This is a genomic window from Sulfurimonas sp. (genome assembly GCF_041583195.1).
In the GTDB taxonomy this organism is placed as follows: Bacteria; Campylobacterota; Campylobacteria; order Campylobacterales; family Sulfurimonadaceae; genus Sulfurimonas.
This window is the reverse complement of sequence record NZ_JBFHGL010000011.1, coordinates 79,880-101,017: the sequence shown is the minus strand read 5'-3', so window position 1 is coordinate 101,017 and position 21,138 is coordinate 79,880. Positions and strand designations below refer to the sequence as shown.

General features: G+C 33.4%; 20 protein-coding genes, 1 tRNA gene and 1 rRNA gene. 18 read left to right on the top strand and 4 right to left on the bottom strand.

Features of this window, described 5'->3' with window-relative positions:
• Window positions 1–15 precede the first annotated feature (15 nt).
• Together rrf and ABZA65_RS10395 are read left to right on the top strand one after the other, a co-directional pair.
• Window positions 16–131: ribosomal RNA gene (gene rrf, locus ABZA65_RS10400) — 5S ribosomal RNA — on the top strand.
• A 77-nt stretch (window positions 132–208) separates the two neighbouring features.
• Window positions 209–285, top strand: a tRNA-Thr gene (locus ABZA65_RS10395).
• Here ABZA65_RS10395 and aat read toward each other — a convergent pair.
• The 4 genes from aat to ABZA65_RS10375 are packed head-to-tail and all read right to left on the bottom strand — an operon-like array spanning window position 286 to window position 4,667.
• Window positions 286–969, bottom strand: coding sequence for a leucyl/phenylalanyl-tRNA--protein transferase (gene aat / locus ABZA65_RS10390; RefSeq protein WP_373073367.1), 684 nt, complete (start codon window positions 967–969; stop codon window positions 286–288).
• On the bottom strand, window positions 951–3,131 hold the full coding sequence (clpA, locus tag ABZA65_RS10385) for an ATP-dependent Clp protease ATP-binding subunit ClpA (RefSeq protein ID WP_373073365.1): 2,181 nt from the start codon (window positions 3,129–3,131) through the stop codon (window positions 951–953). The genes aat and clpA overlap by 19 nt, the downstream gene beginning before the upstream one ends.
• A 1-nt stretch (window position 3,132) precedes the next feature.
• On the bottom strand, window positions 3,133–3,432 hold the full coding sequence (locus ABZA65_RS10380; RefSeq protein WP_373073363.1) for an ATP-dependent Clp protease adaptor ClpS: 300 nt from the start codon (window positions 3,430–3,432) through the stop codon (window positions 3,133–3,135).
• A complete protein-coding gene (locus ABZA65_RS10375) occupies window positions 3,432–4,667 on the bottom strand; it encodes an aminotransferase class I/II-fold pyridoxal phosphate-dependent enzyme (RefSeq protein ID WP_373073361.1) in 1,236 nt (411 codons plus the stop codon). Before ABZA65_RS10375 ends, ABZA65_RS10380 begins: the two co-directional genes overlap by 1 nt.
• A gap of 50 nt (window positions 4,668–4,717) precedes the next feature.
• Between ABZA65_RS10375 and bioD the strand changes: the two genes are divergently transcribed.
• The 16 genes from bioD to fliH all read left to right on the top strand — a co-directional run bounded on the left by bioD (window position 4,718) and on the right by fliH (window position 21,134).
• Window positions 4,718–5,365, top strand: coding sequence for a dethiobiotin synthase (gene bioD, locus ABZA65_RS10370; protein WP_373073359.1), 648 nt, complete (start codon window positions 4,718–4,720; stop codon window positions 5,363–5,365).
• Window positions 5,366–5,390: 25 nt separating this feature from the next.
• Window positions 5,391–6,269, top strand: a complete 879-nt coding sequence (locus ABZA65_RS10365) for an aspartate carbamoyltransferase catalytic subunit (protein WP_373073357.1) — start codon at window positions 5,391–5,393, stop codon at window positions 6,267–6,269.
• On the top strand, window positions 6,256–7,194 hold the full coding sequence (locus ABZA65_RS10360) for an aminodeoxychorismate synthase component I (RefSeq protein ID WP_373073355.1): 939 nt from the start codon (window positions 6,256–6,258) through the stop codon (window positions 7,192–7,194). The genes ABZA65_RS10365 and ABZA65_RS10360 overlap by 14 nt, the downstream gene beginning before the upstream one ends.
• A gap of 7 nt (window positions 7,195–7,201) precedes the next feature.
• Entirely contained in the window at window positions 7,202–8,521 is a 1,320-nt protein-coding gene (locus ABZA65_RS10355; protein ID WP_373073353.1) for a sensor histidine kinase, read from the top strand.
• Window positions 8,522–8,881: 360 nt separating this feature from the next.
• Complete coding sequence (locus tag ABZA65_RS10350; RefSeq protein ID WP_373073351.1) at window positions 8,882–9,862, top strand: transaldolase; 981 nt, start codon at window positions 8,882–8,884, stop codon at window positions 9,860–9,862.
• Entirely contained in the window at window positions 9,859–11,058 is a 1,200-nt protein-coding gene (locus tag ABZA65_RS10345) for a type IV pilus twitching motility protein PilT (protein WP_373073349.1), read from the top strand. Before ABZA65_RS10350 ends, ABZA65_RS10345 begins: the two co-directional genes overlap by 4 nt.
• Before the next feature lie 70 nt (window positions 11,059–11,128).
• Window positions 11,129–11,665, top strand: coding sequence for a 50S ribosomal protein L25/general stress protein Ctc (locus ABZA65_RS10340; RefSeq protein ID WP_373073347.1), 537 nt, complete (start codon window positions 11,129–11,131; stop codon window positions 11,663–11,665).
• Window positions 11,665–12,225 carry an aminoacyl-tRNA hydrolase gene (pth, locus tag ABZA65_RS10335; RefSeq protein WP_373073369.1) on the top strand — a complete coding sequence of 187 codons (561 nt, stop codon included), beginning with the start codon at window positions 11,665–11,667 and terminating at the stop codon, window positions 12,223–12,225. Before ABZA65_RS10340 ends, pth begins: the two co-directional genes overlap by 1 nt.
• 24 nt (window positions 12,226–12,249) lie before the next feature.
• Window positions 12,250–13,320: an LptF/LptG family permease gene (locus ABZA65_RS10330; protein WP_373073345.1), complete on the top strand. Its 1,071-nt coding sequence runs from the start codon at window positions 12,250–12,252 to the stop codon at window positions 13,318–13,320.
• A 73-nt stretch (window positions 13,321–13,393) separates the two neighbouring features.
• Window positions 13,394–14,602 (top strand): diaminopimelate decarboxylase, encoded by a 1,209-nt coding sequence (gene lysA, locus ABZA65_RS10325; protein ID WP_373073343.1) that lies wholly within the window; start codon window positions 13,394–13,396, stop codon window positions 14,600–14,602.
• A gap of 1 nt (window position 14,603) precedes the next feature.
• Window positions 14,604–15,383 (top strand): HAD-IIA family hydrolase, encoded by a 780-nt coding sequence (locus tag ABZA65_RS10320; protein ID WP_373073341.1) that lies wholly within the window; start codon window positions 14,604–14,606, stop codon window positions 15,381–15,383.
• Window positions 15,384–15,393: 10 nt separating this feature from the next.
• Window positions 15,394–16,482 (top strand): prephenate dehydratase, encoded by a 1,089-nt coding sequence (gene pheA / locus ABZA65_RS10315; RefSeq protein ID WP_373073339.1) that lies wholly within the window; start codon window positions 15,394–15,396, stop codon window positions 16,480–16,482.
• The gene (hisC, locus tag ABZA65_RS10310) at window positions 16,472–17,569 is read left to right on the top strand and encodes a histidinol-phosphate transaminase (protein WP_373073337.1); all 1,098 of its coding nucleotides are present in this window, start codon (window positions 16,472–16,474) and stop codon (window positions 17,567–17,569) included. Before pheA ends, hisC begins: the two co-directional genes overlap by 11 nt.
• 10 nt (window positions 17,570–17,579) lie before the next feature.
• A complete protein-coding gene (gene fliF / locus ABZA65_RS10305) occupies window positions 17,580–19,292 on the top strand; it encodes a flagellar basal-body MS-ring/collar protein FliF (protein WP_373073335.1) in 1,713 nt (570 codons plus the stop codon).
• Window positions 19,293–19,295: 3 nt separating this feature from the next.
• Complete coding sequence (gene fliG / locus ABZA65_RS10300) at window positions 19,296–20,321, top strand: flagellar motor switch protein FliG (protein WP_373073333.1); 1,026 nt, start codon at window positions 19,296–19,298, stop codon at window positions 20,319–20,321.
• Window positions 20,322–20,324: 3 nt separating this feature from the next.
• Complete coding sequence (fliH, locus tag ABZA65_RS10295; protein WP_373073331.1) at window positions 20,325–21,134, top strand: flagellar assembly protein FliH; 810 nt, start codon at window positions 20,325–20,327, stop codon at window positions 21,132–21,134.
• Window positions 21,135–21,138 lie beyond the last annotated feature (4 nt).

Genomic DNA, 21,138 nt, shown 5'->3' with positions numbered 1-21,138 from the left:
TTTACACTTGATTGTCTAGGTGGCAACAGAGAGAGGGAAACGCCTGGTCCCATTCCGAACCCAGAAGCTAAGCCTCTCATCGCTGATAATACTTGTCCTTTCAGGATTGGGAATGTAGGTCGCCGCCTAGTTGATCAGTTTTTAACTTTCTATTTATTTATTAATTTCAATTTTACTATTCATAATGTTTAAAGAATTAATATTATTTGCTGTCATAGCTCAGTTGGCTAGAGCAGCTGATTTGTAATCAGCAGGCCCGGGGTTCAAATCCTCGTGACAGCACCACTATTCGTTTATAATTTCCCATCTATTATCTATATTATCCATATTAACTTTATGTAATCTATCTAAAAAGTATGTTCTTGACACCTCTTTTGCTCCAAGACTTTTTAGATGCTCTGTTGGAACTTGGCAATCAATAAAGTCATAGCCCCATATTTTAAGGTGTTTTACCAGTATTGCATAAGCTGATTTAGAAGCATCACTTACGTCTGCAAACATTGATTCACCACAAAATACTTTACCTACAACTACACCGTATAAACCACCTACAAGTTTACCATTTAAATAGCTTTCTACTGAATGTGCAAATCCTAGGGAATATAGTTCTTCGTAAGCTTCTATAATATCTTTTTGAATCCATGTACCTGGCTGATCTTTTCTTGGTATAGTTCCACACCTGCGTATAACATTTGAAAAGTTTGTATCGAATTTATACTCAAATTTTTTCATACTTTTTTTTAGTGAACGTGAGAGTTTAAAATCATCTAATTCCATAATAAACCTTGGATCAGGAGACCACCAAAGTATAGGTTCATCTTTGTTGTACCAAGGAAATATGCCATTTTGATATGCACGGATTAAACGTGAAGGCGTTAAATCACCTCCCCACGCTACAATTCCGTCTTCATTGGCATCCTCAGGGTGAGGAAATACTAAAGAGAATTTATTTATCTGAGGGATGTACATTTTAAAACGAGTTCATCTTTTAGATCTACTTTAACATTACCACCGTTTTTCAGTTTTCCAAATAATATTTCATCACTTAGTTTGTTTGTAATATTATCCTGTATATATCTTTTTAGAGGACGAGCACCCATCTCTGGAGAGTAAGCCTCTACAGCTATATACTCTTTTGCTTTTTCAGATACCTCAATAGTTATTTTTTTAGATTTTAATTCTGAATTTAGCTCATTTACAAATTTATTTACTATACCTTTTATAGTTTCTAGGTCTAATTGTGAAAACTCTACAATAGCATCTAGACGGTTTCTAAATTCAGGTGTGAAGAATGATTTTAACTCTTCATTTGCTGATATTGATGAATCTTTATTAAAGCCCATAACACTTCTGGCAGTTGCACCTATATTTGATGTCATGATTAGTATTACGTTTTGAAAATCGGCTTTATATCCATTATTATCAGTAAGTGTAGCACTGTCCATAATCTGAAGTAAAATATTAGTAAGATCAGGATGTGCTTTTTCTATCTCATCTAAAAGTAATACTGTATATGGGTGTTTTTTAATAACTTCAGTAAGTAAACCACCTTGTTCAAATCCTACATAACCTGGAGGTGCACCGACTAAACGTGATAGTGCATGTTTCTCCATATATTCACTCATATCAAAGCGCTCAAAGTTTATGCCCAGAGTTTTACTAATTGAGATTGCAAGTTCTGTTTTACCTACACCTGTTGGGCCTGAGAATAAAAATGATGCGATTGGTTTGTCTGCTTTGTTTAAACCTGCTTTAGATATTTTTATAGCTTTTGCAACTTCTAAAACAGCATTGTCCTGACCTATAACCTGAGTTTTTAGCTCACTTTCTAAATTCGATAGAAGTTCAGTCTCGTCTTTATCTATTTTTGAACTGCTTATTCCTATGATTTTAGAGATTGTATTTTCTATATCTTTTACACCGACTTTAGTTTTTGGTTTTTTAAGCAGATGAAATGAAGCTGCCGTTTCATCAATAATATCTATTGCAACATCTGGTAAAAATCTATCTGTTATATATCTTTTAGAGAGCTCAACAGCGCTTTTTATAGCTTTTGGAGTATAAATTACATTATGGTGTTTTTCATACTTCTCTTTTAAACCCTTTAGAATTTTAATACTTGTATCTATTGATGGTTCATCTATATTAACTTTTGAGAATCTTCTGCTTAGTGCTTTGTCTTTTTCAAATCCATTACGGTATTCTGCAAATGTAGTAGCACCCATACATCTTAATTCACCAGATGCAAGAGCAGGTTTTAATTGATTTGCAGCATCCATAGTACCGCTTGTAGCACCAGCACCGATTAGAGTATGAATCTCATCTATAAATAAAATTGCATTCGGATTTGATTTTAATTCATCCATAACACCTTTTAGACGTTTTTCAAAATCACCTCTGTATTTTGTACCTGCAAGCATAGCACTTAGATCAAGTGCATAAAGATCTGCATCTTTAATAATATCAGGAACTTTCCCAGAAGCAATATTTAATGCAAGCCCTTCAGCAATTGCAGTTTTACCAACACCTGCTTCTCCAACTAATATAGGATTGTTTTTCTTTCTTCTGCAAAGTATTTGTGTTACGCGCTCAATCTCATTATTGCGTCCGATCACAGGATCTATTTTTCCAGCTCTCGCTTTTTCTAGAAGATCTATTGAATATTTTGCTAAAAACCCTTCTTCGACCTCTTTAATATCTTCTTTTACGTTTGAGTGTGAAATGATCTCTAACACATCAAGTCTTGAGATATTGTATTCATCTAGTAATGTATGTGTAAATGTGTTTTTTTCCTCAAATAGAGCAGCTATCATATCTCCTATATCGGCACTGTTTTGACCTGCACTTTGAATATGTCTGATCATAGAGTCAACAACACGTGATAGTGCTGCACTCTCATATGGCTCTATTTGAACATTTTGTGGAAGAGGATCAATATTTGTCGTGATATATGTTTTTAGAAGTTGACGCATTTTCTCAACGTCACCACCACATGCTAAAATTATATACATCCCTTCATCAGAACCTAATATTTCATAAAAAAGATGCTCAATTGTTAGATATTCATGCCTTAATTCTTTAGCAAAATTTATAGAGTTTTTTATAACCGAATTTAGATTTGAACTAATCATTTTATTCCTCCTCTATGATACATTTAAGTGGAAAACCACTCTCTTTCGCACGTTTATGTACAGTTAATACCTTTGTTTCAGCTATTTCATAAGTGTAAACACCACATATGCCTTTGTCTTTTTTGTGAACATCCAGCATAATTGCTTCTGCTTGTTCGAATGTTTTGTGAAATACACTCATTAAAATATCTATTACAAACTCCATAGATGTATAATCATCATTTAGTATTAAAACTTTATACTTTTTAGGAAATTTAATCTCAACTTCCTCTGATAATTCATGTTCAATTTGTGTTCCCATTACAAAGCCGCCTTTATAAAATCATCTATTATGTCTTGTGGATTTTCTAACCCTATAGATATTCTTATTAAACCATCTGTTATACCTAAAAACTCACGTTGTTCTTGGTTGAAATCACTATAAATAGTTGATGCCATATGAAGTGCAAGTGTACGGCTATCACCTATATTTGCAGTTAATGTAGCAAGTTTTGTTTTATTTAAAAACTCATATGCTTTTTCCTTAGTACACATATCTATTGTTAAAAGTGTCCCACATCCATTTTTAAATAACTCTTTATATTTTGCATTTTGGTCACTAGATTTTAGAGATGGATGGTTGATTTTAAGCCCTGCAGTGTCTAAAGCACTTGCAACTATTTCTACACTTTTAACTACTCTGTCCATTCTAAGAGCTAAAGTTTCAAGCCCTAGTAAAGTTTGATAGCTTGCATGTGCAGACGCACTCATTCCAAAATCTCTAAGTGCTCTTTTTTTGGCATTTGGAATAAGAGCCATTTTTCCCATTTTATCTATGAATTTATGTAGATCTTTATACCTTGCAGTTTTAAATTTATCATCACCATCGTTAATCGCACGAAATACAGCACACCCGCCAAGGGCAGATGAGTTTCCGGAGATTATTTTTGTTGTTGAATAAACAGCTATATCTGCACCTAGTTCAAGCGGTTTTATACTCATCGGTGTAATTGTATTGTCTACTATTAAAACTACTCCTGCAGAGTTTGCAATATCAGCTATTTTTTTAATCTCAGGAAGTTTCATGTTAGGATTCCCAACACTTTCACAAAAAATTATTTTTGTATTTTCATTTATTTTAGTTTTGATCCCATCAAGGTCATCAACATCTAAAAAGTGCGTAGTAATACCAAAACGTGTCAATGTTTCATTAAAAAGAGAGTAAGTACCGCCAAATAATCCACCTACGGATATGATCTCATCTCCAGAAGATAACAAACTCATAGTAGCTAAAGTTATAGCTCCCATTCCACTACTTGTAGCTACAGCGCCGATTCCACCGTCCATCTGAGCCATAACACTCTCTAATTTAGCAGTTGTTGGATTTCCCATACGTGAATAAAGTGGTTTTTTGACGCTTGCATTAAAAATACCCTCAGCAGTTTCTGGATCTCCATAAGCAAAAGAAGCAGATGACGTTATAGCAGGACTAACTGCTCCTTCTTTGTTTCCAACGCTTTGTACAAATTGGGTACAATATTCTTCAAAATTGTTCATTGTTTAATAACCTTTAAATAATGCAAGATTATAACAAATTTGGGATAATTATGAGTAAAAGAATATTTATTACTGCAACAAATACAGATATCGGAAAAACTTACACAACAAAACTATTATTAAAAGAATTAGCTAGCCGCGGACTTAGAGTTGGGGTTATAAAACCTGTTGAAACAGGAGTAATTGATTGTAAATATCTTGATGGAAATGATCTTTTAAAATGCGTCAAAGATCTTAACTGTGAATTTAGTGATTTAGATGTTGAAGATATAGTCCCAATTTCCTATGAACTGCCTGCTGCTCCATATATTTCATCAGGTGGAAAAAAATTTGATTTTGAGTTGGTAGATAAAAAAGTCAAACTCTTAGAAGAGCGATGTGATGTTTTGATCTTTGAAGGTGCAGGTGGTCTTTTGGTACCAGTTGACGAAGATAATATGGTAGCTGATCTAATCAAATATTATAAAGCAAATGCATTGTTGGTTACTCACTGTTCACTTGGTTGTATAAACGATACTCTCTTGTCAAAACGTTTATTAGATGAGATGGATATAAAGCATACAGTTGCATTTAATTGTAGAGAAGAAGATGATAGTTTTAAGAAAGTTAGTGAACCGTACTTTAAAAAAACAGACTTTAGGGTTTTAAAAGTATCTGATGAGATAGACAAAATTTGTGATGTATTGTATAATTTGTAAAATTTTTACGAGGCAGTTTTAGTAGATGCGACACTTAACACGTACAGATGATTTTACAAAAGAAGAGATAGAACAACTTTTAGAAGATGCAAAGAAGTTTTCAGACGGGAAGTTTCATAGAATTTTACAAGATAAGATAATAATTACACTGTTTTTTGAAAACTCTACACGTACAAAAAGCTCTTTTGAGATAGCTGCAAAACGTTTAGGAGCTGAGATAGTCCATTTAGATGTTGCTAAAAGTTCTACTAAAAAAGGTGAAACACTTGTTGATACTGCGATGAATTTGGATTCAATGGGGCCTGATGCTATTATAGTAAGGCATCAGAACTCAGGTGTACCTAAGATCCTATCAAACCATACAAAAGCTTCTATAATAAATGCTGGGGATGGTGCACATGCACACCCGACTCAGGCACTACTTGATCTTTACACTTTAAAAAATCATTTTGGAGATCTTGAGGGTAAAAAAATAGCGATTGTAGGAGATATTAAAAACTCACGTGTAGCTAATTCAAATATTGAACTACTTGGACGTTTTGGAATGGAAGTTATTCTTGTAGCACCTCCACATTTTTTACCAAAAACAACTTTAAGAACAACTCACTATTTAACGGAAATCATAGATGAAGTGGATGCTATTATGAGTCTGCGTACCCAAACTGAACGTCACTCTTCTCAAAGTTATGCATCACTGAAAGATTATGCAAGTGATTTTTGTATAACTGAGGAGTTGGTTGGTGATAGAGATATTATACTTCTTCATCCAGGACCTGTGCACAGAAATATTGATATCAGCGATGCTATGCTTGAAGATAAGAGATGTAAAGTACTAGAGCAAGTAAGCAACGGTGTACTTATGCGTATGGCAGTGCTGAAAAAACTTATACATGATGTGGGATAAACTTAACAACTTCGGAAAACTAAGAAAACCTTTTTTATTCATAAGTGATTTTGAAGCAAAAGAGATAGTAGTTATCCCATTAGATGAGTTAAAAAACTATGATGTTGAATACTCTATAGATGAACACTACGCTTACAAGAAACATCCATATACTTTAAAAAAAACTCCTATTAACTTTGATGAATATAAAAAGAAATTTGATTATGTTCAAGAAAAAATCAAAAACGGTGACACATATCTTTTAAATTTAACATCTAAAACAAAAATAGAAACACATCTTAGTTTAATAGATATATTTAATATATCCAATGCTCATTATAAGCTTAGATACAAAGATAAATTTGTTTGTTTTTCACCGGAAAAATTTATACAGATTAAAAATAATAAAATAAACACCTTTCCTATGAAAGGTACTATCGATGCAAGCATTCCTCAGGCTAAAAGCGTAATACTCGCAAATCAAAAAGAGATGGCTGAACATATTATGGTTGTTGATCTGTTGAGAAATGATCTAAATATAGTCTCAAGTAATGTAAGAGTAGAAGATTTTAGATATATCACATCTATTGATGCAGGTGAAAAAAAATTATTACAGGTCAGTTCCCATATATGTGGAGATCTAGATGATAGTTGGCATGGGAAGATTGGTAGCATACTAAAAGAGTTGTTACCTGCAGGTAGTATAAGTGGTACACCAAAAAAATCTACATTGGATATAATAAAAAGTACTGAAGAATACACACGTGGATTTTTTAGTGGAGTATTTGGAATTTATGACGGTGATTCTTTTGATAGTGGAGTTATGATCCGTTTTATTGAAAAAACAGATGATGGATTAGTATACAAAAGTGGCGGCGGAATTACACTTGAAAGTGACGCAGAGAGTGAATATAATGAGATGCTAGATAAAGTTTACATACCATAGGATATTTATGAGTTTACTGGAAAACTTTTTAAAAAGCGGTTTTGATTTTGATGATAAAGATTTTATTGTTGAAGGTAAATATCGTGTAACAAATATGATGTTACTGCTATTTATATCAGGACTGATTTTTGGAATACTTACAAATGTTGGTAATCCTGAAAAATATTATCTTATTAAAATAGAGCTATCACTTATAGTTTTAAGTCTTTTGATGATATATGTATTAAGATTAAATACAAAATATTTTTCTTTTATACAAACTGTCTTTTTATTGAAATTTTCTATTTTTTTTAGTTTTTTGTTTTATATCAGTGACTTGTATGATATGAAGTTTTTATGGATATTTTTATATCCGCTAATCTTGCTAAATATACAGTCTGAAAAAAATGTCAAATACTGGTTCATACTTATGGTTGTATCACTTTCAATCGTACCTTATCAGCCATTTGTAGATGTGGCTTTTTCAAAATCTCAGATGCTTTATGTAGTTATTGCTTTTGTTATTGAGAGTTTAGTTGTATATTTTTATCATACAAAAATGAGTTATGCTGCAAATACAATAGTTTCACAACGCGAAAAACTAGAAAACAAACTTGAAGAGTTAACTAAAAAAGACAAGATGCTATCAACTCAATCAAAACAGGCTGTTATGGGAGAGATGATGAGTATGATTGCCCACCAGTGGAGACAGCCGTTATCCGGTGTGACTCTGCAGATATCTAACTTACAGTTTGAGAAGATGCTAGGTAATAAAATAAGTGATGAGAAACTTGAAAAAACTTTAAATAGCATAAGTGATACTCTAGTTTACCTATCAGAAACAGTAGATGATTTTCAAACATATTTTCATCCAAAAAAAACAAAATCAAAAGTTGAAATACATGAGGTTCTAAACAAAGCAATAAATTTTGCAAAAGCAAGAGCCGATAGCAATAAAATTAATATTGAGATAAATAAAAGTCAATATATAGATATTGTAACTTATGAAAATGAGCTGATTCAAATAATTTTAAACCTCATAAATAATGCTATAGATGCATTAATATCTCATGAGGAAGATAAAGATTTAATAATTTCAATAAGAGTTGAAAACTTTTATAATTCTATAAAAATATATGTCACAGATAATGGAATAGGAATTTCTAGTGAAAATATAGAGAGGGTATTTGAACCTTATTTTTCAACAAAAGACAAGAATGGAACAGGACTTGGACTATACATGTCACAAATTATTGCTCAAAAACAGTTTGACGGGGGAATAAGCGTTAGCAGTTCAGGTTCAGGAACTACATTTATCGTAGAGATTAAAAAAGATGTAAATTTTTAGAGATGTTACACAGCTTTTTAATTGCGGTATCTAACCTTATACTAATAGAAATATTTGCCGGTGCATATTACTTTTTTTATTTTGCAATTCTTCTTTTATACATTTACATATTTAATTTGAAAATAAATATCATTCTAGCTTCATCTATTACTATATTGCTATATGCTTTTTTTTATTTTTTTGATCAGTATATATTTGAGTTTTTTTTATATTTTGAAATATACAAGTACTATATATACATAGAAAATGAACTTTTTATCGCACTCAGTACAATTCATATAATTTTGTTAAAATATGTATCTTATTATTTTGATTTAAAAAAAATGGGTTATAATTTAATAAAAAATTAGGAATATTTATATGTATATAGAAGATTTGAAATTCTCGCTTTGGGCCGATTTTATCGAGAGAGACTTTCTTGATAAAGAGTTTAGAGAATTGATTGAATCAAAAACTATAAACGGTGCGACTTCCAATCCTGCAATTTTTAAAAATGCTATTCTTAACTCACCTGCTTACAAAGAGCAAGTAGCAACTTTGAGTGAACTATCACCTAAACAAAAATATGAAGCTGTTGCTATTTTTGATATTAAAAAAGCAGCGGATATATTAAAACCTTTATATGATGAGGGTGATGATGGTTATGTAAGTATAGAAGTTGATCCATTTTTGTGTGATGATGCTGAAGGCACTATAGCAGAAGGAAAAAGACTGTATGCTGAAATAGCACGTCCTAATGTAATGATAAAAGTTCCTGCAACAAAAGCAGGATTTATTGCAATGGAAGAATTGGTAGCATGTGGGATTCCAGTAAATGCAACTCTGATCTTTACTAAAGAACAAGCTATATCTTGTGCAAGAGCTTTTGAAGCAGGTGCTAAAAAAGCAGATAAAGCAGTAGATACTGTAGTGAGTGTCTTTGTAAGTAGAGTTGATCGTGCAATAGATGATACATTGGCAAAACATGGTGTAGATACCGGATTAAGCGGTATCTATAACTCAGCTGATATATACAATGCTGTTGAAGACCTAAAAGTTGAGAGATGTCGTACACTATTTGCAAGTACAGGTGTGAAAGATGATTCTTTAGCACCTCACTATTATATAGAGAACCTATTAGCATATAACAGTGTAAATACTGCTCCTATTGAAACGATAGAAGCTTATGTGCAGATGGGTTTAAAAGATAAAGCACTTCCTATATCCAATGAAGTTATAAAAGAGCACTTTGATAAAGTTAAAGGTGCAGGGATCGAGATGGATGAGGTATATGCAAAACAGATAGAAGACGGACTGCAAGCATTTAAAGATGCATTTCAAGATATATTGGAGAACTTATGAGTGAAAAATTTGATGTAAGTCAATTAGATTTTAAAATAAGAGACAAAATTAACGATTATCTCAAAAAGATGATTGCTTTTGGAGGAAGTGACCTTCATGTTAAGGCAAAGTCTGTTGTACGTGCACGTAAAGACGGTAAGATTCATCAGTTTCCGGGTTGGATTATGTCTGAAGAGGAATCCCGTACTTTGGCAAAAGAGGTCCTAAAAGGTGATTATGTAAAATTTACAGAGCAAAAAGAGTATGACTCTGTTCACAAATACAATGAAAAATACAGTTTCCGTGTGAACTTCTTTTTCCAAAAAGACGGTGTATCTGCCGTATTTAGGATTATTCCAACAGAGATTCCGCCACTTGAAAAACTTGGAATGCCTGATATTGTTAAATCATTTGCAGATAAAGAAAGAGGTATGGTACTAGTTACCGGTGTTACAGGGAGTGGTAAATCAACTACTCTTGCATCTATAGTGGACCTTATAAATAGAACAAAATACAAACATATAATTACGATTGAAGATCCTATTGAATTTACTCATAAAGACAGACTGTGTATTGTTAACCAACGCTCAGTAGGTAAAGATACGCTTTCGTTTAAATCAGCTCTAAAAGCAGCTCTTCGTGAAGATCCTGACATTATCCTAGTTGGTGAGATGCGTGACCGTGAAACAGTTGAACTAGCTCTTCACGCTGCAGATACAGGACACCTTGTTTTCTCAACACTTCACACTACTGATGCAAAAGAGACAGTAAACCGTATAATCTCTTATTTCCCGGTAGATGAGCAACAACGTGTTCGTGTTTCACTCTCAAACGTTATACAAGGCGTTATCTCACAAAGACTTATACCGACTGAAGATAAAGATGGAAAAGTAACTGGTCGTCGTGCAGCTATGGAGATCATGGTGCGTACACCTACAATTGAGAAACTTATTTTAGAAAACCGCGATGTTGAGATCCCTGATGCGGTTGAAGCAGGGCGTGATCTTTATCATTCACAAACATTTGATCAGTCACTTCTTGACCTATATAACGAGGGTGTTATCAGCAGACAAAGAGCAAAAGATTATGCAACTAGTGCATCTGACCTTGAGCTTAAAATGAGTGGACTCAACAGTGGAAAAGTTGATGCTAATATAGCTGATAAGTATGATAAAGATGCAGTTACAGAGGATGATGATATTTTTGATTTAAAATAAAAATATTGTTTAACGGATATTAAAGTTTTATTTGGATAAAATTCCAGACATTTTTTATTAAGGATTAAATATGTTAGAAGGTATTATTAGAGAGAGTACTGGTAAGAAGGCTGTTAAAGCTCTTCGCCGTGATGGTTATCTAATTGCCAACATCTACGGAAAAGGTTTAGACAATGTTAACGCTGCGTTTAAATCAAATGAATATATCCGTACTGTTCGCAACAAAGAGACTATCGCATTCCCAGTAAAAGTTGACGGGAAAGAGTTAAATGTTGTTGTTCAATCATATGAATCTCACCCGTTAACTGCTGAGTTATTACACGTTGACTTAATGGTAGCACAACCAGGTGTTGTTACACACTATAAAGTTCCAGTAAACCCAGTTGGTACACCGGTTGGTCTTAAAAACAAAGCTATGTTAAACGTTGCTAAGCCTCGTTTACGCGTAAAAGCTAAAATTGAAGATTTACCAAATACTATTGACATCGATGTTAACGATTTAGACTTAGGTGATGCAGTTATGATTCGTGACTTAGCAGAGATTCCAAATGTTAAATTCACTGATGATGGACGTGTATCTGTACTAAGTATGATTAAAGCTAAATAATCATGCTCATAGTTGGTCTTGGAAATCCCGGGGCTAACTATGAAAAAACTCGCCATAATATTGGTTTTATGGTGATAGATGCTCTAATAAAGCGTCAAAATGCCACAAAACAAAGCTCATCAAATTTCGATGGGGACCTTTTCAAATTTTCAAATCATTTTTTATTAAAACCGCTTACTTTTATGAACTTATCAGGTATATCTGTTGCCAAAGTTAAAAAGTTCTATAAAGTTGAAGATGTAGTTGTAATACATGATGATTTAGACTTGCCTTTTGGAACACTTAGATTTAAAAAAGCAGGTGGGCATGGTGGTCATAATGGTTTGAAGTCTACAGATGCTCACATTACAAAAGAATATATACGTGTCCGTATGGGTATAGGTAAACCTGAACATAAGGGTGAAGTGGCTTCTTATGTTCTCAGTGATTTTAGTGAGCCTGAACAAGCCCATCTTGATACTTGGATAGAACAAGCTTGCGATTCAGTTGAATATTTACTAGAAAACTCTCTAGAAGATGTAAGCTCTAAATATACTATTAAAAAATTTCAGCTAAAATAACATCAAATAAAATGATGGACACTGATGTTAGCTTTTAAATATGTTTCATATCACTTTCTAAAATACTTTTTTATTATTCTTTTTGCATTGGTTTTATTCTCAGTAGCATTTGAATATACATCTAAGTCTGTAAATACAGTTGAGTCTGCCAACTTGCTTTTAATTTTTTTAGTATACAAAAGCTTTTATGCTATAGATATGCTTTTACCTATATCGCTTGTTTTTGCAATGATATCTACAAAGATATTTTTAATTAGATCAAATGCACTTGTATCGTTTTACTCACTTGGATATTCAAGAGTAGATATATTAAAACCTTTTTTAGTAGTTTCTGTATTGATAACAGGTATGTACGTTTTAATGCATTTTAGTTCTTCATTTTCAAAAGCAAATTCACATGCTAAAAATATAGAAGACAATGCAGAATACTTAAGTCCCACACGAGATTTATTCTTCTCATATAAAGAAAAATTTGTATATTTTTCTAAGATGCTTCCATTACAATCACGTGCAGAAGATATACGTATTTTTACAGCAGTTAATGGCTCTTTAAAAGAGGTTGTAATAGCCTCAAAAGCTGTTTATGAAGATGATTTTTGGCATATTAAATCAGGTGATATTATAAAAAAACCTGACAATTTAGGATTTGATTCTCCAGGGATTACGGTAATTAATAATCAAGATTTAAGACTACTAGAGGGTTTTAAACCAAAAATTCTTGATCAGGTTTATGAGGGTAAAGTTGATTTTACAATTAGTGATGCAATAGATGCATTACTGATTTTAAAAGATGAAAATATTAATCTTGATACTATAAAAGGAGCACTGTATAAAATAATAATATATCCGTTTTTTGCTCCTTGTTTAGTTGTTATCATTTTCTTTTTTGTTCCAATTAGTGCAAGGTTTTTAAATGTTTCATTGTTTAGTTTTGGGGCAATAATAGCTACACTTGTTGTATGGGGTGTTATGTTTATGCTTTCAGAATTTGCAAAAAATAAAACAATTCCATCAGAAGTTGGAATATTATTACCGGTAACAATTTTATTTCTTATAGCCCTAAGACAGTGGTATAAATACCGTTTGAAAACATAAAGAAAACTCACATAACAAAATAATAAGCACTTTTTAGATAAAATATCTCAAAAATATGTTTGGGATAGTATTAATGGATTTTAAAAAAATTGCAAGTGAATATAAAACACCACTATATGTGTATGATTTAGATCATATGACAAAGCAATATGAAAAATTAAAAGAAGCGTTTCGTGGTAGAAAAAGCATATTGGCATATGCTGTAAAATCAAATTCAAATCTAAGTGTTGTGAAACATTTTGCTGACATGGGAAGCGGAGCTGATTGTGTATCTATCGGTGAAGTACGCCGTGCACTTGCTGCTGGTGTAGCTCCATATAAAATTTTATTCAGCGGTGTTGGAAAAAGCGATGATGAGATTCGCGAAGCTATAGAAGCCGATATCCTTTACATCAATGTAGAGAGTGAAGCTGAGCTAGGCCGTGTTGAGCTGATTGCAAAAGAGTTAGGTAAAGTTTGCCGTATTTCTATCAGAGTTAATCCAAATATAGATCCAAAAACTCACCCGTATATATCTACAGGATTACACGATAACAAATTTGGTGTTGAAATAGATGTTGCAAAACGTATGTATATTAAATCTAAAAATTCAGAATTTTTAGATCCTGTTGGAATTCATTTTCATATAGGTAGTCAATTAACTGATCTTGAGCCTATCTATGAAGCAAGTGAGATAGTAGCTGATATGGTTAGAAGTCTTCAGGCTATAGATATTGAACTTAAATTTTTTGATATCGGCGGCGGACTTGGGATTAAGTACGATAATGAAACTACGATTGAACCTTACGATTATGCACAAGCTATACTTGGGACTCTAAAAGGTTTAGATATTACGGTGATTTGTGAGCCAGGTAGATTTTTAACAGGAAACGGCGGATATTTCTTAACAAAAGTTCTTTACGAAAAACAAAACGGTGAGAAAAGATTTGTAGTAGTTGATGGTGCTATGAATGACCTTGCACGTCCAAGTTTATATAATGCATATCATAAAATTGAAGCTATAACAGATAATAAAGGTGAGGTTAGTAAAGCTGATGTCGTAGGACCTGTTTGTGAGAGTTCAGACTTTTTTGCAAAAGATTGTTTCTTGCCAATGCTTGAGCATAATGATCTACTTGTTGTTCACTCTGCCGGTGCTTATGGTTTTGGTATGGGAAGTAACTATAATACTAGAAATAGAAGTGCAGAAGTTGCCGTAAAAGGCGGTGAAGTTAAACTTATTCGTAAGCGTGAGACTTATGAAGATCTAATAGCTTTAGAGAAAGAATTTTTAGGAAAATAGTTTGTATTTCATAGATGTTCAAGGTACTCTCATTAGTGATGAAGATAAAAGCCCTATAAATGGAGCTATAGAGTTTATTGATAAATTAAATATTGATAAAACTCCATATATGGTTGTGACAAACAACACTAAAAACCCATCAAATGAGTTTTATGAGTTTTTAAAAACCAGTGGCTTTAATTTTGATTTTGAAAAGTATCTTGACCCTTTAATGATGCTTGAATCTCGTGTAGAGAAAGATAGTGTAGCAGCTTATGGAGCAGAACAGTTTTTAGAGACTTTACAAAATATGGGGTATAAGTTTAATTATGAAAATCCAAAAACCGTACTTGTCGCTATAAAAGAGGATTTTACCTCAGAAGAGTTTGCCCAGATGATTGACTTTTTACTTAGCGGTGCAAAACTTGTTGGTATGCATGAGACTTCAATCTATGCAAAAAACGGCAAACGTTATCCTGGTGTAGGGGCAGTTTTAAAACTTTTAGAATTTGCAACCAGTTCTAAATATGACGTAGTCGGAAAACCAAGTTTAGCTTTTTACCAAGAGGGTTTGAATGCACTTAAAAAGCAAAAATCAGATGTTAACTACAATGACGTAATTATGATAAGCGATGATGTAAAGGGTGATCTAGGCGGTGCAAAAGAGCTTGGAATGAAGAGCATTTTTGTAACTAGTGGAAAGTACAGAACGAGTGAGGAGATAGTTCCATTTTTAGAGGAACATCTAAAACCGGATGAAGTTTATGCAGATATGGCAGATATTTTAAAACAGATGCAATAGGGAAGTGGATATGAATACATTAGACGATTGTCGTATAAAGATTGACGAGCTTGATGACAAACTACTAGAAATACTAAATGAACGTATGAAAGTAGTAGAACGTGTTGGAAAGATCAAACACGATACAGGTGGTGCTATTTATAGACCTGAACGTGAAAAAGCTATTATTGAACGTTTAAGTGCTAAAAGTAAAGAAGACGGCGGCTTGTTAAATAAAGAAGCTATAGAGGCTATATTTTTAGAACTGTTTGCAGTATCACGTAATCTTGAATTACCTGAACGCATTGCGTATCTAGGACCTGAAGGAAGTTTTACTCATCAAGCTGCTGAGAGTCGTTTTGGTGCTATGAGTGATTATATGCCACTTAGTTCTATATATTCTGTATTTAAAACACTAGAAGCAAAACGTGCCAAATTTGGTGTAGTACCAGTTGAGAACTCACGTGATGGAATTGTAGGTGAAACACTTGATCTCCTGGCAAAGTCATCTGTGAAAATTGTAGCTGAGCTATATATGCCTATCCATATGTCGTTTGCAACTAAATGTAAAGAGCTTAGTGATATCAAAAAAATATATTCAAAAGACAAAGGTTTTGGACAATGTCGTGAATTTTTAAATGAACATGGGTTCTCAGACGTAGAACTAATACCAGTTGAGAGTACGGCAAAAGCTGCAATTTTAGCCAGCGAAGAGCCTAATTCTGCTGCGATCTGTTCTCATATTGCAGCGAAGCTTTATGGAGTACCTATACTTTTTAACGATGTTGAAGACGAGATTGGTAGTTCAACAAGATTTGTAATTTTGAGTGACTTTAAAAACGGGATGAGTGAAAATGATAAAACTTCTATTTTTGTACAGTTAAAAGATGCCGTAAAAGCAGGTGCACTTGTACATTTTTTAAAAGACTTTGATGATGCCAATATTAATATGTCTAAAATAGAATCACGCCCTTCTAAAGACAAAGAAGGATTTGGATATTGGTTTTTTATAGATTTTTACGGTCATATTGATGAACCTAGAATACAAGAGATAGTAAAAAAACATGATGGAGAGATAACATGGCTGGGAAGCTATGTAAAGGGTGATAATGAAATTTAATAAACACATTGAAAATATAAAAACTTATGAAGGTGGAAAACCTATTGAGTTAGTTGTTCGTGAATTTGGTATTAAACCAGAAGATGTTGTAAAACTTGCTTCAAACGAGAATCCAAACGGATGTTCAAGCAAAGTGCAAGAAGCTGTAAGAAACATAGTTGCAAATATGGCTTTGTATCCTGATGATTCTATGATGAAACTAAAAGCTGGGCTTGCACGTCGTTTTGATCTAAAAGATGAGAACATAATCATCGGTTCAGGAAGCGATCAGATTATAGAACTTGCTATACATGCAAAAGCAAATAAAGATAGTAAAGTTTTAGTAAACGGCGTTACATTTGCAATGTATGATGTGTATTCAAAACATATCGGTTGTGAGATCATTAAAACAACTTCGACTGATTCACATGACCTTGAGCAGTTTTATACGCTTTATAAAGAACATAATCCAGATATCATTTTTTTATGTACACCAAACAATCCGACAGGTGATGCTACTGACGCTAAAGATATATTTGAATTCATATCAAAAATAGACAATGATACTCTTGTAGTAGTTGATGGTGCATATATGGAATATGCAAAATATAAAGACTCTAACAAAGCTATTGAGCCAAAAGAATTAATAGAAAAGTTTGAAAATGTATTGTATTTAGGGACTTTCTCAAAAGCTTATGGTCTTGGCGGTATGCGTGTTGGATACGGTCTTGGACGTGCTGATATAATTAAGCAGTTATATAAACTTCGTCCACCATTTAATATTACAACACTTTCACTTGAAGCAGCTTCTGTGGCACTAGAAGATGAAGAGTTTGTAAAAAATAGTATTGAAATGAATTTTAACGAGATGAAACGGTATGAAAATTTCGCAAATGAACAAAAAATAGATATAATTGAAAGCTATACAAACTTTATAACTTTATGTTTCGTAAATCCGAGAAATTCTACTGATATTGCAGATGCACTTCTTAAGCGTGGAATGATAGTTAGAGATTTAAGTGGGTATGGGATGAATGCTATCAGGGTTACTGTTGGTAAACCTGAACAAAATAGCAGATTTTTTGAGTTACTTTTAGAATATTTATAATGGGAATTTAATGGATTTTAAGGCACTTTTTTCACAGTTAGTTGTTTTATACGCAAAGTTAACAAAAGAGCAGAAAATAATCATAGCAGCAGCTATCGTCGGGATAGTTGGATTTTTAATTTTTTTAGTTGTATACACTTCGAAAACTACAAAAGATAATAAATATGAAGTACTTTTTGACAAGTTAAGCTCTTCTGATGCTGCCAAAGTTATTGAGCAGTTGGAAAAAGATAATGTCCCTTATAAGTTAGAAGACAGAAATGTTATTAAAGTTCCTAAAGAGTATGTGTACAAACAAAGAATCTCAATTGCATCTTTGGGAATTCCTAAAGATAACGGCGTAGGATTTGAGTTATTTAACGAGCAAGAGTTCGGTGCTACTAGTTTTGACCAAAATGTAAAATATATGCGTGCTCTAGAGGGTGAGCTCTCTCGTACTATTGAAGCGCTGGCTCCTATTGAGAGTGCCTCAGTTTCTTTAGCCCTTCCAAAAGATTCTCTTTTTATTCAAAAACAGATAGACCCTACGGCATCTATTATGGTAAATATTGTAGAAGACAGAAGACTTTCACCTAAACAGATTCGCGGTATAAAAAATCTTGTTGCATCGGCAGTTCCTAAATTAACAAGTGAAAATGTTATGCTTGTAGATAGTGATGGCGAGACTTTGGGTGATGAAGATGAAATGGCTCAGATGAGTGAGTTATCTCAAGTTCAACAAAGATTTAAAAATAAAGAAGAGAAGAAAAAGCAGAAAAAAATTATTGAAGTAATTTCACCTTTTGTAGGTGGTGAACAAAAAGTTCGTGCGCAAGTTACTATAGAGTTTGATTTTTCAATTAAAAACTCAACTAGTGAAACATTTGATCCTGAAAACGTAGTAAGAAGTGAACAGGTCAGTGAAGAATCACGTGAAGGTTCAACTCCGCCAGAGGTTGGAGGAGTTCCGGGTACAGTTAGTAATATAGGTCCGGTTGAGGGTCTTAAAAGTAACCAAATTACAGAAAAATACTCTAAAAATACAGGTACGACAAACTATGAAGTAGGTAAAACTGTTTCAACGATTAAAAGTCAGTTTGCTAGGGTTAAACGTATAACGGCTGCAGTTTTAGTAGACGGTAGATACAAAAACAAGCTTGATGAAAACGGAAATATGACTAGTGATAAAGAGTATGAACGACTATCGCAAGCTGATTTGGATGCTCTGTCATCTTTAGTTGCACGCTCAATAGGTATAGATGAAAACAGAGGTGATGTTATAACGGTTCAAAACCTTCAATTTAAACGCTCTAAAGGTATTATTGAAGTTGATGAAGTTAGTAAAATTATGCAATTTTCACAAACTTATCTGGCACCGTTCTCTGGACTGTTTAAATATATATTTGTGCTTATATTACTACTTATCCTTTACAAAAAAGCTATATCTCCATTTGCTGAGCGTATGCTTGAGGTTACAAAAGACGAAGAAGAGTTAGAGCGTCCAAATCTTGAAATCGATGATGATGAAGAGGAAGACTTAGTTGAAAAAGTTCAACAAATGCGTAAAAAAGTTGAAGATCAGCTTGGGGTTGGAGAAAACTTTAATGAGGATGAACTTAAATATGATGTACTTCTTGAAAAAGTTAAGACAATGGCTGAAGATGAACCAGAAGCTATCGCGATGTTACTACAGACTCTGTTAAGCGAAGAACAGGCAATGTCTGATATGAAAGATAAAGGCTAATTTATGAATTTAAATCAGGTGCAACAGGCTCAATTTGATGAGATGAGTATGGGAGAAAAGATCGCTATACTTTTATTGCAGCTTGGTGAAGAGATAACTTCTACACTTTTTACGAATATGAACGTTGACAGCATAACTGAAGTGTCAAAGTTTATAGCTAAAGATAAAACTGTTGATCGTGGAGTTGCAACGGCTATACTTGAAGAGTTTTATGCGATCTTCCAGTCTGGTCAGTATCTGACAAGTGGTGGTTTAGAATATGCAAGAGAGTTATTATATAGAACACTAGGTCCTGAAGAAGCTAAGAAAGTACTTGAAAAACTTTCAAAGTCTATGCAGGAATCTCAGAACTTTTCATATCTTTCAAAAATTAAGCCGCAACAGCTTTCAGACTTTATTATTAATGAGCACCCGCAGACTATTGCACTTATTTTAGCTCATATGGATTCAACCGAAGCTGCAGATACATTAAGTTTCTTCCCTGATGAATTAAGAAGTGAAGTATCTATGAGAATGGCAAAACTAGGTGATATCTCTCCATCTGTTATTAAAAGAGTTTCAGCGGTGCTTGAATCTAAACTTGAATCTCTAGCCTCATATAAAGTTGAGGTTGGTGGACCGCGTGCAGTTGCCGATATCTTCAACCGTCTTGGTGCTAAGAGTTCCAAAGCTACTCTATCTCAAATTGAGCAGCAAGATGAAGAACTTGCAACTATCATTAAAGAGATGATGTTTACGTTTGAAGACATCTCTACTCTTGATAGGACAGCTATTACGGAAATACTTAAAGCAATCGATAAGAAAGAGCTTATGCTTGCTCTTAAATCAGCTCCTGAAGAGCTTAAAGAGAAATTTATGTCTGCGATGAGTGAGCGTGCACAAGAGGCATTCTTAGAAGAGATGCAGTTCCTTGGTGCAGTTAAAATGAAAGATGTTGAGGGTGCTCAGCGTAAAATCGTTGAAACTGTTAATGGACTTGCCGAAGCTGGAACTATTCAGATGGGTAGCAACGAAGAGATGGTGGAGTAGAACTTGGCTAAGGTTATTGCTGAAGATAAATTATCTAAACATACTATGGATAAATACAAATTTAAAGTATTTTCTATGAATGCAGGCAACGCTGATGAAGATAGTGTGCAAACATCAGAAAACCAGAGTGTACAGAGAGAAAGTGTTCATGTAGAAGGTTCACATGTCCAAGAGTTGAATGAAGTTGATTCATCTGCATTAAGCACTGGCTCAAAAGACTCATTAATAGAGTCTTTAATGAAAAAAACCGATGAGATGAGTTCGAACTTTATCAAGCTGCAAATGAAGCTTGAAACAATGAGTGACGAACATAAGCTCGAACTTGAAAAAGTAAAAGATGAAGCATTTCAAAAAGGTGTAGAAACTGGACTTGAGCAAGCTAAAGGTAATTTGGATAAAAGTTATGAAGAGGGCTTAAGCCATTTCACATCATCTGTAGAAAAACTAGAAAACAGTGCTAAAGAGTTTGAAATAGCACTAGAAGGGATAAAAGGATCTTTAATTGAAGCGGCTTGCGATATAGCAAAAGAGGTAATATCTATTGAGTTATCTGAAAATTCAAATGAGATTGCTAAAGTTTTATCAGAGGAGCTACTAAAAGAACTTCAAAGTGCATCAAAAGTAAAACTAAAAGTAAATCCTAAAAATCATGGAGCGATCTCTCAAGCACTAAGTTCGATGCAACATGTAGAGATCCTCTCAGATAATGCTGTTAGTGAAGGCGGCGTTATAGTACTGAGCGATGCCGGAAATATTGATGCTCAAATTAAAAAAAGATTTGAGAGAGTTAAGCGTGCTGCTTTAAGCGAGTAAGAAG

What these genes read in the sequence shown, in the direction of transcription:
- aat (WP_373073367.1), bottom strand. Translation starts at nt 969, where the DNA reads ATGTACATCCCTCAGATAAATAAATTCTCTTTAGTATTTCCTCACCCT.
- clpA (WP_373073365.1), bottom strand. Translation starts at nt 3,131, where the DNA reads ATGATTAGTTCAAATCTAAATTCGGTTATAAAAAACTCTATAAATTTT.
- ABZA65_RS10380 (WP_373073363.1), bottom strand. Translation starts at nt 3,432, where the DNA reads ATGGGAACACAAATTGAACATGAATTATCAGAGGAAGTTGAGATTAAA.
- ABZA65_RS10375 (WP_373073361.1), bottom strand. Translation starts at nt 4,667, where the DNA reads ATGAACAATTTTGAAGAATATTGTACCCAATTTGTACAAAGCGTTGGA.
- bioD (WP_373073359.1), top strand. Translation starts at nt 4,718, where the DNA reads ATGAGTAAAAGAATATTTATTACTGCAACAAATACAGATATCGGAAAA.
- ABZA65_RS10365 (WP_373073357.1), top strand. Translation starts at nt 5,391, where the DNA reads ATGCGACACTTAACACGTACAGATGATTTTACAAAAGAAGAGATAGAA.
- ABZA65_RS10360 (WP_373073355.1), top strand. Translation starts at nt 6,256, where the DNA reads ATGATGTGGGATAAACTTAACAACTTCGGAAAACTAAGAAAACCTTTT.
- ABZA65_RS10355 (WP_373073353.1), top strand. Translation starts at nt 7,202, where the DNA reads ATGAGTTTACTGGAAAACTTTTTAAAAAGCGGTTTTGATTTTGATGAT.
- ABZA65_RS10350 (WP_373073351.1), top strand. Translation starts at nt 8,882, where the DNA reads ATGTATATAGAAGATTTGAAATTCTCGCTTTGGGCCGATTTTATCGAG.
- ABZA65_RS10345 (WP_373073349.1), top strand. Translation starts at nt 9,859, where the DNA reads ATGAGTGAAAAATTTGATGTAAGTCAATTAGATTTTAAAATAAGAGAC.
- ABZA65_RS10340 (WP_373073347.1), top strand. Translation starts at nt 11,129, where the DNA reads ATGTTAGAAGGTATTATTAGAGAGAGTACTGGTAAGAAGGCTGTTAAA.
- ABZA65_RS10330 (WP_373073345.1), top strand. Translation starts at nt 12,250, where the DNA reads ATGTTAGCTTTTAAATATGTTTCATATCACTTTCTAAAATACTTTTTT.
- lysA (WP_373073343.1), top strand. Translation starts at nt 13,394, where the DNA reads ATGGATTTTAAAAAAATTGCAAGTGAATATAAAACACCACTATATGTG.
- pheA (WP_373073339.1), top strand. Translation starts at nt 15,394, where the DNA reads ATGAATACATTAGACGATTGTCGTATAAAGATTGACGAGCTTGATGAC.
- hisC (WP_373073337.1), top strand. Translation starts at nt 16,472, where the DNA reads ATGAAATTTAATAAACACATTGAAAATATAAAAACTTATGAAGGTGGA.
- fliF (WP_373073335.1), top strand. Translation starts at nt 17,580, where the DNA reads ATGGATTTTAAGGCACTTTTTTCACAGTTAGTTGTTTTATACGCAAAG.
- fliG (WP_373073333.1), top strand. Translation starts at nt 19,296, where the DNA reads ATGAATTTAAATCAGGTGCAACAGGCTCAATTTGATGAGATGAGTATG.